General features: G+C 56.4%; 11 protein-coding genes. 8 read left to right on the top strand and 3 right to left on the bottom strand.

Going from position 1 to position 14445, the window contains the following annotated elements:
* The first annotated feature begins 177 nt into the window (after positions 1 to 177).
* Positions 178 to 735, top strand: a complete 558-nt coding sequence (locus tag WFN87_RS11135; protein ID WP_166990415.1) for a recombinase family protein — start codon at positions 178 to 180, stop codon at positions 733 to 735.
* On the opposite strand, the gene WFN87_RS11130 is transcribed toward WFN87_RS11135, so the two are convergent.
* On the bottom strand, positions 732 to 1580 hold the full coding sequence (locus tag WFN87_RS11130) for a MurR/RpiR family transcriptional regulator (protein WP_166990418.1): 849 nt from the start codon (positions 1578 to 1580) through the stop codon (positions 732 to 734). The two genes, WFN87_RS11135 and WFN87_RS11130, sit on opposite strands and share 4 nt — an antisense overlap.
* Before the next feature lie 207 nt (positions 1581 to 1787).
* Between WFN87_RS11130 and yfhb the strand changes: the two genes are divergently transcribed.
* Positions 1788 to 2426: a phosphatidylglycerophosphatase C gene (gene yfhb, locus WFN87_RS11125; protein ID WP_336981901.1), complete on the top strand. Its 639-nt coding sequence runs from the start codon at positions 1788 to 1790 to the stop codon at positions 2424 to 2426.
* 96 nt (positions 2427 to 2522) lie between these two features.
* Positions 2523 to 2993 (top strand): tRNA adenosine(34) deaminase TadA, encoded by a 471-nt coding sequence (gene tadA, locus WFN87_RS11120; protein WP_442892767.1) that lies wholly within the window; start codon positions 2523 to 2525, stop codon positions 2991 to 2993.
* Here the strand turns inward: tadA and mltF are convergent.
* Entirely contained in the window at positions 2884 to 4434 is a 1551-nt protein-coding gene (mltF, locus tag WFN87_RS11115; protein WP_336981905.1) for a membrane-bound lytic murein transglycosylase MltF, read from the bottom strand. The genes tadA and mltF overlap by 110 nt on opposite strands.
* A 248-nt stretch (positions 4435 to 4682) precedes the next feature.
* Here mltF and purL point away from each other — a divergent pair, with 248 nt between their 5' ends.
* The 5 genes from purL to glnB all read left to right on the top strand — a co-directional run bounded on the left by purL (position 4683) and on the right by glnB (position 13150).
* Positions 4683 to 8570 (top strand): phosphoribosylformylglycinamidine synthase, encoded by a 3888-nt coding sequence (gene purL / locus WFN87_RS11110; protein ID WP_336709000.1) that lies wholly within the window; start codon positions 4683 to 4685, stop codon positions 8568 to 8570.
* A gap of 650 nt (positions 8571 to 9220) precedes the next feature.
* The gene (locus tag WFN87_RS11105) at positions 9221 to 10657 is read left to right on the top strand and encodes a sensor histidine kinase (RefSeq protein ID WP_442892321.1); all 1437 of its coding nucleotides are present in this window, start codon (positions 9221 to 9223) and stop codon (positions 10655 to 10657) included.
* A gap of 4 nt (positions 10658 to 10661) precedes the next feature.
* Entirely contained in the window at positions 10662 to 11411 is a 750-nt protein-coding gene (qseG, locus tag WFN87_RS11100) for a two-component system QseEF-associated lipoprotein QseG (RefSeq protein WP_442892766.1), read from the top strand.
* Entirely contained in the window at positions 11408 to 12745 is a 1338-nt protein-coding gene (gene glrR / locus WFN87_RS11095) for a two-component system response regulator GlrR (protein WP_008459460.1), read from the top strand. The genes qseG and glrR overlap by 4 nt, the downstream gene beginning before the upstream one ends.
* A gap of 66 nt (positions 12746 to 12811) precedes the next feature.
* On the top strand, positions 12812 to 13150 hold the full coding sequence (glnB, locus tag WFN87_RS11090) for a nitrogen regulatory protein P-II (protein WP_002438074.1): 339 nt from the start codon (positions 12812 to 12814) through the stop codon (positions 13148 to 13150).
* Between the two features lie 49 nt (positions 13151 to 13199).
* On the opposite strand, the gene hmpA is transcribed toward glnB, so the two are convergent.
* Entirely contained in the window at positions 13200 to 14390 is a 1191-nt protein-coding gene (gene hmpA / locus WFN87_RS11085; protein WP_336981910.1) for an NO-inducible flavohemoprotein, read from the bottom strand.
* Positions 14391 to 14445 lie beyond the last annotated feature (55 nt).

The raw sequence follows: 14445 nt of genomic DNA, 5'->3' as shown, positions 1-14445 counted from the left end.
CTGGAAATTTTCTCCATCGACTAGTACCTGCACTTTTTTGCCAGAAAGACATAACAGGCACCTGGCTCGCTCCCGTCCCTACTCCCCGTTTCGCCGCCTCCCCCAAACCAACCTTTAAGAAAATGCACATCCTGCCGCGCCGTGGCATGCTCTCAGCCTTTTGTGAGGCAAAACGTCATGCTGGTAGGCTATGTCAGGGTGTCAACAAATGACCAAAATACTGCGCTGCAGAAAAATGCGCTGGAGTGTGCAGGATGTGAGCTGATTTTTGAGGATAAAATCAGCGGTAAAACGGCGGACAGGCCGGGGTTAAAAAAAGTGCTCAGAACGCTGAGTGAAGGCGATACGCTTGTTGTCTGGAAGCTGGACCGGCTTGGGCGCAGCATGCGTCACCTTGTTTCGCTGATTGAGGAACTGCGTTCGCGCGGGATTAACTTCCGCAGCCTGACGGACAGCATTGATACCTCCACGCCAATGGGGCGATTTTTCTTTCACGTGATGGGCGCTTTGGCCGAGATGGAACGCGAGCTTATCGTCGAAAGAACCCGCGCTGGACTGGCGGCGGCCAGAGCGGAAGGGCGAATTGGCGGGCGTCGGCCTAAACTCTCGGCAACGCAATGGGCGCAGGCCGGGAGGCTAATTGCTGCCGGAGAAACAAGGCAGCAGGTGGCGATTATTTACGATGTCGGCGTCTCTACGCTGTATAAAAAATTTCCGGCAAATGCGAAAACCTAAACCAGCTTTTTCACCAGCGCCTCACTCTGGCGGATCCGCTCCGGCGCGTTTTCCAGGTCCTGTTGAACCAAGGCCATAAACAGCAGATCGGTCAACATCATCTGGGCGCTGGTGGAGGAAATTGCGGCGCTGCGCGTGGCCTGTTCTTCCGCGATGGTATACAGGCACAGGCTGGCGCGCTGCTGTAGGGCGTTAGGCGTGAAGCCGGTAATCGCGAGGATTTTCGCGCCGGTGTTCAGCGCTTCATCGGCGGCCAGATTGATCTCACGGCGCTCGCCCGAGTAAGAAATAGCGAGCAGCACGTCTTCCGGCGTCATCGCCTGCACGGTTGCCAGCAGGGCATGCATATCCTGCTCGGCGACAGCGTGAATACCAATCTTCATCAACTTCCACGAGAAATTCTTCGCCACCAGGCCAGAGGCGCCTATTCCCACGAGCAGCACGCGCCGCGCATTGCGCAGCAGCGAAACGCTCGCCAGCAATTTATCTTCCGCATTAATATCCAGCGTGGCGTGCATCGCCGCGATATTCTCTTTAATCAATTTTTCCCCAACAAGCCTCAGCGGATCGTCACCTAAAATTTGGTTATGAACCGGGACAGAGTTAGGATTTTGACCGCTCGCCAGCGCTTCGCTGATCGCCAGTTTCATCGCCGGGAAGCCCTTGAACCCCAGTTTCTGCGCGAATTTTACGACGCTGGACTGGCTGACACCGGCTTCTTCCGCCAGCTGCTGTGAACTGAGGTGGCGTGCGCGATCGGGCTCAGCGAGCAAAAAGTCGGCCAGCTTGCGGTCACTCTGGGCCAGCATGGCGTAACGGCTTCGAATGCGCAGTAAACAGTTCATTTCACCTCCGGGGCGGCACTTCTGATAACGACTTGCTCTGGTAAGCATTTGAGCGAATTATAAATTCCATTATAGAGCAATGTTGCCGAATTAAATATTCTGTTGTGTTCAACCTGCCAGCCAGTAAGGCACGCGGAAAATCGCGGGGCTATCTGTTAGGCTTTAGCTGGCGTTGTTTCGTGAACGCGAGTCCAAAAGGAGCCTGAATTGACACCCCATCACCCGCGCCGCGTCGTCTTTTTTGACCTGGATGGCACCCTGCATCAGCAGGACATGTTCGGCAGCTTTCTGTTTTATCTCCTGCGCCGCCTGCCGTTGAACGTGCCGTTGGTTATTATGTTGCTGCCGCTGATTGGCGGCATGATGCTGATCAAAGGCAGCGCGGCCCGCCAGCCGATGAGCCTGCTGTTATGGGGCATCACGTTTGGGCGCAGCGAGGCCCGGCTTCAGCGGCTACAAAGCGAGTTTGTCGCCTGGTTCCGGCAGAAGGTGAGGGCATTTCCCGTCGTCCAGCAGCGCCTCACGGATTATCTGCACAGCCCGGATGCCGACGTCTGGTTGATTACCGGTTCACCGCAGTCGCTGGTGGAAAAAGTCTATTTTGATACGCCGTGGCTGCCGGAGGTCAAAGTGATTGCCAGCCAGATCGCACGGGCTCACGGCGGCTGGATATTGACCCTGCGCAGTCTGGGCCATGAGAAAGTGGTTCAGCTGGAGCAGCATCTTGGCTCGCCGCTGCGGCTTTACAGCGGCTACAGTGACAGCCATCAGGATAATCCCTTACTCTTTTTCTGCGAGCACCGCTGGCGCGTTACGCCTCAGGGGGAACTGCAGCAGCTTGAGTGAGGCGTTTTGAATCCGTTGAGCGGTGTGTATAATGCGCCGCCCACTTTTGCCGCGGAGAGCATTGTGTCAGACACAGAATTTACCCATGAACACTGGATGCGCCACGCCCTGACCCTCGCTCAACGAGCCTGGGATGAAGGCGAAGTGCCCGTCGGTGCGGTGCTGGTACACAATAATCAGGTCATAGGTGAAGGCTGGAATCGCCCGATAGGTCGCCACGATCCTACGGCTCACGCGGAGATCATGGCGCTTCGTCAGGGCGGTCTGGTACTGCAAAATTACCGTCTGCTGGATACCACGCTCTATGTCACGCTCGAACCTTGCGTCATGTGCGCGGGGGCGATGGTGCATAGCCGCATTGGCCATTTAGTGTTTGGGGCGCGTGACGCTAAAACCGGGGCGATAGGCTCGCTGATGGACGTGCTCGGCCACCCCGGCATGAACCATCAGGTGCAGGTCAGTGAAGGGGTGCTCGCGACAGAGTGCTCAGCCATGCTGAGCGATTTTTTTCGTGCTCGTCGCCTGGAGAAAAAGGCCCTAAAGGAAAAGACCCGTAAGACGGACTAGTCAGCTCCACCGGGGCAACCGCAGGGTAAGCCTCGGCAAATTTATCAGCCTGGATCGCCTTCTTCTGTTTCTCCTGCAAATACCCTTCCAGACTTAGCTGATACTTGCGGATGTTTTCTACATACGCGTAAGCCTCGTGTCCACGAGCATATCCATAGGTTGTTTTGCTGTAATAAGGCTTCAGGCTCAGCAACGGCAGGCGTGTTTTCACATCGGCCCAGCTGTCCGGGTTGCCTTTCTGTTTGGCCGTTAGCTGACGGGCATCCAGCATGTGCGCATAGCCCATGTTATAGGCCGCCAGCGCGAACCAGATACGCTCGTACTCCGGTACCGTGACCGGGACCTTGCTCATCATATCTTTCAGATACCGGCTGCCGCCGCTGATGCTCTGTTCGGCATCCAGCCTGTCAGTGATGCCGAGACTTTGGGCCGTATTTTTTGTCAGCATCATTAACCCGCGCACGCCCGTCGGCGAAGTCGCGTGAGTATCCCAGTGGGATTCCTGATAGGAAATGGCAGCCAGCAGCGGCCAGTCAATGTCGTCGGAGTACTTTTCAAACAGCGGCTGGAGTTCCGGCAAAACGGCATCCACCGCGTTCAGGAAGGTTCGGGTATCGACGTAATCAAAATCGCCAATATGGCCCAGGTATTTCTCCTCAACCCTTGCCAGCGTGCCGTCGCTGCTGATCTTATTATAGAAATCGAGCAGCGCGGCGCTCATGCTGTCGTCGCCATCGCGTTTAGAGAACCAGGTGACCGGTTGTTCATCCGTGACGTCCAGGGCAACGGCCAGTTGAGGATGCACGCGCTGGAAAAGACTGATGGCGATGGAGTCTGAGATGGTAAACGCGATATTGCCGTCAATCACCTGCTGCAAGAGCTGGTTGCTGGTTTGTTTGGCGTCAATGCTCCAGCTCAGGTCGGGGTACTGAGCGTCTTTTAGCTTTTGCAGATCGCTCACCACCGCCTGGCCCGAAGAAAGCACCAGCTGCGATGGCTTGACGCCGCCGAGAGATTTGGGGCGCGGGCTACCCACGCGGTAGATCATCTGCTGTGACACGGAATAATAGGTCGGCCCTGCCTGGTAGTCGCTGCTGCGGCGAGAGTTATACACCAGGCCGGCGGCGAGCAGGTCGGCGTTGTCGTTGTCCAGGTCATCAAACAGCGCGTTAATGTTTGGCCGCACGATCACTAACAGCTTCACGCCCAGGTAGTCTGCAAACTGTTTTGCGAGTTCGTAATCGAGGCCCGTTGCCTTGCCGTTAATTATGGTCCAGGTCAGCGGCGATGAAATGGTACTGACGCGCAAAACCCCCCGCGCTTTGATCGCGGCGATACGGTTTTCGGCCTGATTGAAACCTGGAATGGAGGGCCATAAAGCCACTGCCAGCAACAAGGTGACGATACCGATAAGCAGATAATTAATCTTTATTCTTTTCAAATAGATAACATTCTGCAGCAGGATGAGCCTTAGCCAACAATAACCATGATTTGTCTGAACCCCGTGAGTGAATGAGGCGCATTTTGCGTAAGAAAACGCCAGTAAGCAACTTTTAAGAATATATCGTTTACTTTTCGTGCAATAAAAACTTCTGCTGTTATTTCTACGCAAACGGTTTCGTCGCGGCGGAGGATTCTCTATAATGACGCCCGTTTTCCCCCCTTCGCCCTGAAGACGAGAGATCTTTAATGATGGAAATTCTGCGTGGTTCGCCTGCTCTTTCGGCATTTCGTATTAACAAACTCCTGGCCCGTTTCAACGATGCTCACCTCCCGGTAAGCGATATTTATGCCGAGTATGTTCATTTTGCCGACCTTGAGGCGCCGCTGAACGCTGACGAGCTTGCCCGCCTGCAGCGGCTGTTGAAATATGGTCCAACCCTCGCAGAGCATGCGCCGGAAGGCACCCTGCTGCTGGTGACTCCGCGCCCCGGCACCATCTCCCCCTGGTCTTCAAAAGCTACCGATATCGCCCACAACTGTGACCTGCCGCAGATTAAACGCCTTGAGCGCGGTGTGGCCTGGTATGTTACCGGCAGCACGCTGACCGCTGAGCAGTTGCAGGACGTTGCCGCTCTGCTGCACGACCGCATGATGGAGAGCGTGTTTACCTCTCTGAACGATGCACAGCAGCTGTTTACCCAGCAGCAGCCGGCCCCGGTGCAGAGCGTTGATCTGCTCGGGAAAGGGCGCGATGCGCTGGTGGAAGCGAACATTCGCCTTGGCCTCGCGCTGGCGGAAGACGAAATCGACTACCTGCAGGATGCGTTCAACAAGCTTGGCCGCAACCCGAACGACATTGAACTGTATATGTTTGCTCAGGCGAACTCCGAGCACTGCCGCCATAAGATCTTTAACGCCGACTGGATTATTGACGGGCAGAAGCAGCCGAAGTCGCTGTTCAAAATGATCAAAAACACCTTCGAGAAAACGCCGGATTACGTGCTGTCTGCCTATAAAGACAACGCGGCGGTGATGGAAGGTTCCGCCGTCGGCCGCTTCTTCGCCGACCGTGAAGCAGGGCGCTATGACTTCCACCAGGAAGACGCGCATATCCTGATGAAGGTTGAAACCCACAACCACCCGACCGCTATCTCTCCGTGGCCGGGCGCGGCAACTGGCTCAGGCGGTGAAATCCGCGACGAAGGCGCGACCGGGCGTGGCGCGAAGCCAAAAGCAGGCCTGGTGGGCTTCTCCGTGTCTAACTTGCGTATTCCGGGCTTTGAACAGCCGTGGGAGCAGGATTTCGGCAAGCCAGACCGCATCGTTACCGCGCTGGATATCATGACCGAAGGCCCTCTGGGTGGGGCGGCGTTTAACAACGAATTTGGCCGTCCGGCGCTGACCGGCTACTTCCGTACCTATGAAGAGCAGGTGAACAGCCACAACGGCGTGGAGCTGCGCGGTTACCACAAACCTATCATGCTTGCGGGCGGGATCGGCAACATCCGCGCCGACCACGTCCAGAAGGGCGAAATCACCCCTGGCGCGAAGCTGATTGTGCTGGGCGGCCCGGCAATGAACATCGGCCTGGGCGGCGGGGCGGCTTCGTCAATGGCTTCCGGCCAGTCCGATGCGGATTTAGATTTTGCTTCCGTGCAGCGCGACAACCCTGAAATGGAGCGCCGCTGCCAGGAAGTGATCGACCGCTGCTGGCAGATGGGCGACGACAACCCAATCCTGTTTATCCACGATGTTGGCGCGGGTGGCCTGTCTAACGCCATGCCTGAGCTGGTCAGCGATGGCGGACGCGGTGGCCGCTTCGAGCTGCGCGATATTCTTAACGACGAACCGGGCATGAGTCCGCTCGAAGTCTGGTGTAACGAATCTCAGGAGCGCTATGTGCTGGCCGTTGCGCCAGAGCAGTTGCCGCTGTTTGATGAACTTTGCCGCCGCGAGCGCGCGCCGTATGCGGTGATTGGTGAAGCCACCACCGAACAGCACCTGACGCTCAACGACAGCCACTTTGATAACCAGCCTATCGACATGCCGCTGGACGTGCTGCTGGGCAAAACGCCGAAGATGGAGCGTAACGTTGAGACGCTGAAAGCCAAAGGCGATGCCTTCAACAGCAGCGAAATTTCTATTGCCGATGCGGTGAAACGCGTTCTGCATTTGCCGACCGTGGCTGAAAAAACCTTCCTCGTGACCATCGGTGACCGCACGGTAACCGGCATGGTGTCCCGCGATCAGATGGTTGGCCCGTGGCAGATCCCAGTCGCCAACTGCGCGGTGACTACCGCCAGCCTGGACAGCTACTACGGCGAAGCTATGTCTATCGGTGAACGTGCGCCGGTGGCCCTGCTGGACTTCGCGGCATCCGGTCGTCTGGCCGTGGGCGAAGCCTTAACGAACATCGCCGCGACCCAAATTGGCTCCCTGAAGCGCATTAAACTCTCCGCAAACTGGATGGCCGCAGCCGGTCACCCTGGCGAAGATGCCGGCCTGTATGAAGCGGTGAAGGCCGTTGGCGAAGAACTTTGCCCGGCTCTCGGGATCACCATCCCGGTGGGTAAAGACTCCATGTCGATGAAAACCCGCTGGCAGGAAGGTAACGAGCAGCGCGAGATGACCTCTCCGTTGTCGCTGGTGATCACCGCGTTTGCCCGCGTGGAAGACGTGCGTGGCACCGTGACGCCGCAGCTGAGCACCGAAGACAACGCCCTGCTGCTGATCGATTTAGGCAAAGGCCATAACGCGCTGGGCGCGACCGCGCTGTCCCAGGTTTACCGCCAACTGGGCGATAAGCCTGCGGACGTTCGTAGCGTCGAGCAACTGAAAGGCTTCTGGGACGCAATGCAGACACTGGTGGCGGATCGCAAACTGCTGGCCTGGCACGACCGTTCCGACGGTGGGCTGTTGGTGACGCTGGCGGAAATGGCCTTTACCGGCCACTGCGGCGTTGAGGTTGATATCGCCGGTCTCGGTAACGATCGCCTGGCCGCATTGTTTAACGAAGAGCTGGGTGGCGTGATCCAGGTTCGCGCTGAGGATCGCGCAGCCGTTGAGACGCTGCTGGCTAAGCATGGCCTGGCTGACTGCGTGCATTACCTCGGTAAAGCTGTCGAAGGCGACCGCTTCACTATTAGCGCTAACGGGCACGCTGTGTTCAGCGAAAGCCGAACCACGCTGCGTATGTGGTGGGCAGAAACTACCTGGCAGATGCAGCGTCTGCGTGACAACCCAGACTGCGCGGATGAAGAGCACAATGCCAAGGCGAACGATAACGATCCTGGCCTGAACGTGAAGCTGAGCTTCGATATCAAAGAAGATATTGCTGCGCCGTTTATCGCGACGGGCGCTCGTCCTAAAGTGGCCATCCTGCGTGAACAGGGCGTTAACTCCCACGTTGAGATGGCGGCCGCTTTCCACCGTGCGGGCTTTGACGCCATCGACGTGCATATGAGCGACCTGCTGGCGGGCCGTACCGGGCTGGAAAGCTTCCATACGCTGGTGGCGTGCGGCGGCTTCTCTTATGGTGACGTGCTGGGCGCGGGTGAAGGTTGGGCGAAGTCCATCCTGTTCAACGCTCGCGTGCGCGATGAGTTTGAAACCTTCTTCCATCGCCCGGAAACGTTGGCGCTTGGCGTTTGTAATGGCTGCCAGATGATGTCTAACCTGCGTGAGCTGATCCCAGGCAGTGATTTGTGGCCGCGCTTCGTGCGTAACCAGTCCGATCGCTTTGAAGCGCGCTTCAGCCTGGTTGAGGTGACCTCCAGCCCGTCGCTGCTGTTGCAGGGCATGGCCGGTTCCCATATGCCTATCGCGGTTTCTCACGGCGAAGGTCGTGTGGAAGTGCGTGATGCCGCTCATCTCGCCGCGCTTGAAAGCAAAGGGCTGGTGGCGTTGCGCTTCGTGGATAACTTCGCGAACGTGACCGAGACCTACCCGGCTAACCCGAACGGTTCGCCGAACGGCATCACCGCGGTGAGCAACGAAAGCGGGCGCGTGACCATCATGATGCCGCACCCTGAGCGTGTGTTCCGTACCGTGAGTAATTCCTGGCACCCGGCAGAGTGGGGCGAAGACAGCCCGTGGATGCGTATTTTCCGCAACGCACGTAAGCAACTGGGCTGATTACCCTCACCCCGACCCTCTCCCTACAAGGGAGAGGGTGAAAACAGCAGACAGGCTCCGATCCAGTCCCCTGGCTTTTAGAGGGTGGGAAAACAACAGACAGGCTCCGATCCAGTTCCCTCTCCCCTTTGGGGAGAGGGCCAGGGCGAGGGGCTTTTTTTGTCACTAAACCCCGACACCTTCACTTTTAAAGTGTCGCTAAAAAGAGACATTTAACTCATTGATTTTTAATGATGTAATTGACTGGGTTAAAGAGTGTTGTGAAATGGCGACATAGAGAACAAAAAATACGCACGATATATCCTCCTGCATTCCTTCATAACCATATTTAAAACAATGAGTTAAATTTAAACTTGTAAAGTTGGCATGATATCTGCTTAATAACGCTCAGTGGCTCATTCAATCTCTTATGTCAGCGTCTTTTCAGACAGACTACATAAACCGCCGAATGACGCACAAAAAGGTGCCTGCCGTCCGATTTTTGATAAATGCCTTTCGGCTTATCATGCTCCGGGCGAAACGTTGAGTAAGGCGCCGCCTAATTCCTAAACAAAGGCAGGGTTTTTGACCCTGCCTTTGTTGTTTCCGGGAATCGCACCTTTCCACCACGCGCAATCGCGGCTAGCATCGTGTCATACAGGTAATGTGAGATGAAGCTATTGAACCAGTGGCATTTTTTCCCTCGATCTTTGCGCCAGCTTGTCATGATGGCCTTTTTATTGGTGCTCGTACCGCTGCTGGTGCTTGCGTGGCAGGCGTGGCAAAGCCTTAACGCCCTGAGCGCTCAGGCCGCGTTGACCAACCGCACCACGTTGACCGATGCCCGCCGCAGTGAAGCGATGACTAATGTCGCGCTGGAAATGGAGCGGAGCTACCGTCAATATTGCGTGCTCGATGACTCACGCCTTGCCCAGCTGTATCAGGGGCAGCGTCAGCGCTATGCTCAAATGCTTGAAGCCCACGCCTCCGTATTACCCGATCCGAAACTCTATCAATCGCTCAGCCAGTCTTTGAGCGATCTGGCTGAACTCAAATGTAAAAACAGCGGGCCGGAAGCGCCTGCGGCAAACCAACTGGAACAATTCGCCTCAACCAATGCAGAAATGGTGCAGGCCACGCGGGCGGTGGTGTTCTCTCGTGGACAGCAGCTGCAGCAGGAAATTGCTGAGCGAGGCCAGTTCTTCGGCTGGCAGGCCTTGGTACTGTTTCTGCTCAGCCTGGGGCTGGTCATCATCTTCACCCGCATGATTATCGGCCCGGTTAAAGGCATCGAACGGATGATTAACCGGCTGGGGGAAGGGCGTTCGCTCGGCAACAGCGAGGTCTTTAAAGGGCCGCGTGAGCTGCGTTCCGTTGGGCAGCGCATTGTCTGGTTAAGCGAACGCCTGTCCTGGCTTGAATCCCAGCGCCACGAGTTCCTCCGCCATCTTTCCCATGAATTAAAAACGCCGCTCGCCAGTATGAGAGAGGGGACCGAACTGCTTGCTGACCAGGTTGCCGGGCCGCTCAATGCCGACCAAAAAGAGGTCGTCGCTATTCTGGACAACAGCAGCCGCCACCTGCAAAAGCTGATTGAACAACTGCTGGACTATAACCGCAAGCTGGCGGACGGAACGGTAACGCTGGAAAGGGTCGAACTGGCCCCGATTGTCGAGATGGTTATCTCTGCCCACAGTCTGCCGGCGAGGGCTAAAATGATGCATACCGACATTCAATTGAGCCCAAAAGCCTGCCTCGCAGAGGCGACGCTGCTGATGAGCGTACTGGATAATCTCTACTCCAATGCGGTGCACTATGGCAGTGAATCCGGTACCATTTATCTCCGGAGTTTGCAGGTGGGCGCGATACTGTACATTGAGGTCGCGAATACCGGCGAGCCGATTCCGGCCACGGAACAAGAGATGATTTTTGAGCCTTTCTTCCAGGGTAGCCACCAGCGGAAGGGCTCCGTAAAGGGAAGTGGGCTGGGGTTAAGTATCGCCAGGGATTGCATTCGACGTATGCACGGAAAACTTAGCCTGATCAACGCTAACAGCGCGGAAGTGTGCTTCCGTATCGAATTACCGGTTTTCCCTGAGAATGATTAAAACGATGAAAGTACTTTTATTGCGTGAACCGCGCCGCGGGTCTTTGACTCGCCTGATTTGCTGGGTATCTGGGGCGCTGGTTGGCGCGACGCTGTTGACAGGCTGCGCCCCCGCAAGGGTGTCCAGCAGCCTGGATGAGGCCCACAAACCGCATATTCCAGAACAACAAATCCCTGATTACCTGTCCACGGACTGCACCGAAATATGGGATCTCACGGGGCATGACGTCAGCAGTAACCCGCTTTACTGGCTTCGCGGTATGGATTGCGCCCAGCGCCTGTCACCGGCAGAAGCCCGCGCGGAAGCCCGCCAGTGGCCAGCGGAAACCTGGCAGGACACGTTTAAGCGCGGCATTTTGCTGTCTACGGCTAAAATTACCCCGACCGAGCGCCGCCGCTTCATGACCCAGCTCGAGACCATGACCAGCGAAGTGCCTGTGCAGGTACGTTCTCTGTTTGAGATTTGGCGCGACGGGCAACAGTCTCAGCTTAAACTCTCGGATGAGCGCACGCGCTACAGCAAGCTGCAGCAGTCAACCGACGGCGAGCTGGATACGCTGCGAGAGCAGCAGCAGCGCCTTCGCAGCCAGCTCGATCTCACTACGCGCAAGCTGGAAAATCTGACCGACATTGAGCGTCAGCTTTCCAGCCGCAAGCCGGGAAGCAATCTGGTGCCCGGCACGCACAGCACGGATGACAATGACGACGACGATAGCGGCGCTTCAAACAAATCGCAGCCGGAGGCAAAACCATGACGCAAAGGAAACCCGCGCGCTTACTATTAGTGGATGATGATCCTGGCCTGTTAAAACTGCTGGGAATGCGCCTGTCGAGCGAGGGCTATACGGTCACCACGGCTGAAAGCGGGGCTGAGGGGCTGAAAGTCCTGGCACGGGAAAAAATCGACCTGGTGATAAGCGATCTCAGGATGGACGAAATGGACGGCATGGCGCTGTTCGCGGAGATCCAAAAAGGCCAGCCGGGGATGCCGGTGATCATCCTGACTGCGCACGGTTCAATTCCTGACGCGGTGGCGGCGACCCAGCAGGGTGTATTCAGCTTCCTCACCAAACCGGTGGACAGAGACGCACTTTATCAGGCCATCGACAACGCGCTTGAGCATACCGTCATCGCTGGCGATGACATGTGGCGCGACACCATTGTGACCCGCAGCCCGATTATGCAGCGTTTACTCGAGCAGGCGCGCATGGTGGCGCAGTCGGACGTCAGCGTGTTGATTAACGGCCAAAGCGGCACCGGGAAAGAGATTCTGGCCCAGGCGATACACAACGCCAGCCCGCGCAGCAAAAAAGCGTTTATTGCGATTAACTGTGGCGCGCTGCCTGAACAGTTGCTTGAGTCAGAGCTGTTCGGCCACGCTCGCGGAGCCTTTACCGGGGCGGTGAGCAGCCGCGAAGGCCTGTTTCAGGCGGCAGAAGGTGGAACGCTATTTCTGGATGAGATCGGCGATATGCCTATCCCGCTGCAGGTTAAGCTGCTGCGCGTTTTGCAGGAGCGAAAAGTTCGCCCGCTGGGCAGCAACCGCGATCTGGACATCGACGTGCGGATTATCTCCGCCACGCACCGGGACTTGCCGAAAGCCATGGAGCGCGGGGAGTTTCGTGAAGACCTCTTCTACCGCCTCAACGTTGTGAACCTGAAAATTCCTGCGTTGCATGAACGTGCCGAAGATATTCCGCTGCTGGCGAATCATTTGTTACGCCAGTCCGCCGACAGGCATAAACCTTTCGTTCGGAGTTTCTCCACCGACGCCATGAAGCGGTTGATGACCGCAAGCTGGCCGGGTAACGTACGTCAGCTAGTGAACGTGATTGAGCAGTGCGTGGCGCTGACCTCAGCCCCGGTGATTGGCGAAGCGCTGGTGGAGCAGGCGCTGGAAGGCGAAAACACCGCCTTGCCGACATTTGTCGAAGCCCGTAACCAGTTCGAACTAAACTATCTGCGTAAGCTGCTGCAAATTACCAAAGGAAATGTCACCCATGCCGCACGCATGGCGGGGCGTAACCGAACCGAATTCTATAAATTACTGGCCAGGCATGAACTCGAGGCCAATGACTTTAAAGAGTAGGCTGTGGTAGTGTGAGCAACCGATTACTAACAGTACAAAACGCCGTGCGGGGACACCGGTAATACCATGAAAAAAATTGATGCGATTATTAAACCTTTCAAACTGGATGATGTGCGCGAAGCGCTGGCTGAAGTGGGCATTACCGGCATGACGGTGACGGAAGTCAAAGGTTTTGGCCGTCAGAAAGGGCATACCGAGCTGTACCGCGGTGCCGAGTACATGGTGGACTTTCTGCCAAAAGTAAAAATTGAAATTGTGGTGACCGACGATATCGTTGATACCTGCGTGGACACCATTATCCGCACGGCCCAGACCGGCAAGATCGGTGACGGTAAGATTTTCGTGTTTGATGTGGCGCGCGTGGTGCGTATTCGTACCGGCGAAGAAGACGACGCGGCGATTTGATTTAGATTTTTCCCCTCACCCTGGAAGGGCGAGGGGCAGTCTTACTAAACTACATCACCTTGTGCGGGCCAAAGCACTCATAGTGAATGCTGTCTTTATTCACGCCAATCTTCACCAGCTGTTCCGCCGCAAAACGCATAAAGTTGATCGGGCCGCAGAGATAGAACTGCATCGCCGGATCGCTTAACTTCCCTTCGATTTCCAGCAGATTCATCAGTCCTTCACGGTCAAAGCGCGCCTGAGCACGATCCTCTGCGGAGGGTTCACGGTACCAGACATGGCTTTCAAATTTCGGCAACTGAGCGCCAAGCCCTGCCACTTCTTCGCTAAATGCATGCACATCCCCGTGCTCGGCGGCGTGCAGCCAGTTGACCTGTGCCTGATGACCGCCGTTCGCCAGCGTGTCCAGCATCGAGAGCATCGGCGTCTGGCCGACGCCTGCGGAAATCAGCGTTACCGGCGTGTCGGATTTTACGTCCATAAAGAAGTCGCCTGCCGGTGAAGCCAGATGCACCCGATCCCCCGCCTGAGCATGATTGTGCAGCCAGTTTGAGACCATACCTTTCTCTTCACGCTTCACGGCAATGCGGTAACTTTTCCCGTTCGGCTGGCGGGTCAAAGAGTACTGACGAATTTCCTGATGCGGGAAACCAACAGGTTTCAGCCAGACGCCGAGGTATTGCCCCGGCTGATAATCTGCCACCGGGCCGCCGTCTAACGGGGCAAGTTCGAAGCTGGCGATCAGTGAGCTTTGCTCTTTTTTCTCTACGATAGTGAAGGGACGCGTGCCTTCCCAGCCACCCTGCTTAGCGGCGTTATCCTGGTAAATTTCTGATTCACGGTTAATAAAGACCTGCGCCAGAACGCCGTAGGCTTTTCCCCATGCGTCCAGCACTTCCTGCCCCGGGCTGAACAGCTCGTCTAACGTGGCCAGCAGATGGCCGCCCACAATGTTGTACTGCTCCGGTTTAATCTGGAAGGTAGTGTGTTTCTGGGCGATTTTCTCTACCGCGGGCAGCAGGGCGGCCAGATTTTCGATGTTGGAAGCATAGGCGCAAATGGCGTTGAACAGCGCTTCACGCTGGTCACCGTTGCGCTGGTTGCTCATGTTAAAGATCTCTTTCAGCTCAGGGTTGTGGCTGAACATGCGCTCATAAAAGTGGGCGGTAAGTTTAGGCCCGGTCGCGGCCAGCAGAGGGATGGTCGACTTAACAACGGCGATGGTTTGTGCGTCTAGCATGGCGGTCTCCATAAACAGCGTAGTGTATAAATTGCATTTTAAATGCATCTTATAG

Origin of the sequence: Cedecea sp. AS113 (assembly GCF_037152415.1) — a bacterium.
In the GTDB taxonomy this organism is placed as follows: Bacteria; Pseudomonadota; Gammaproteobacteria; order Enterobacterales; family Enterobacteriaceae; genus Cedecea.
The sequence above is the reverse complement of the archived record's forward strand: the minus strand, read 5'-3'. Positions and strand labels throughout refer to the sequence as shown.

What these genes read in the sequence shown, in the direction of transcription:
- WFN87_RS11105 (WP_442892321.1), top strand. Translation starts at nt 9,221, where the DNA reads ATGAAGCTATTGAACCAGTGGCATTTTTTCCCTCGATCTTTGCGCCAG.
- hmpA (WP_336981910.1), bottom strand. Translation starts at nt 14,390, where the DNA reads ATGCTAGACGCACAAACCATCGCCGTTGTTAAGTCGACCATCCCTCTG.
- WFN87_RS11130 (WP_166990418.1), bottom strand. Translation starts at nt 1,580, where the DNA reads ATGAACTGTTTACTGCGCATTCGAAGCCGTTACGCCATGCTGGCCCAG.
- glnB (WP_002438074.1), top strand. Translation starts at nt 12,812, where the DNA reads ATGAAAAAAATTGATGCGATTATTAAACCTTTCAAACTGGATGATGTG.
- glrR (WP_008459460.1), top strand. Translation starts at nt 11,408, where the DNA reads ATGACGCAAAGGAAACCCGCGCGCTTACTATTAGTGGATGATGATCCT.
- WFN87_RS11135 (WP_166990415.1), top strand. Translation starts at nt 178, where the DNA reads ATGCTGGTAGGCTATGTCAGGGTGTCAACAAATGACCAAAATACTGCG.
- qseG (WP_442892766.1), top strand. Translation starts at nt 10,662, where the DNA reads ATGAAAGTACTTTTATTGCGTGAACCGCGCCGCGGGTCTTTGACTCGC.
- purL (WP_336709000.1), top strand. Translation starts at nt 4,683, where the DNA reads ATGATGGAAATTCTGCGTGGTTCGCCTGCTCTTTCGGCATTTCGTATT.
- tadA (WP_442892767.1), top strand. Translation starts at nt 2,523, where the DNA reads ATGCGCCACGCCCTGACCCTCGCTCAACGAGCCTGGGATGAAGGCGAA.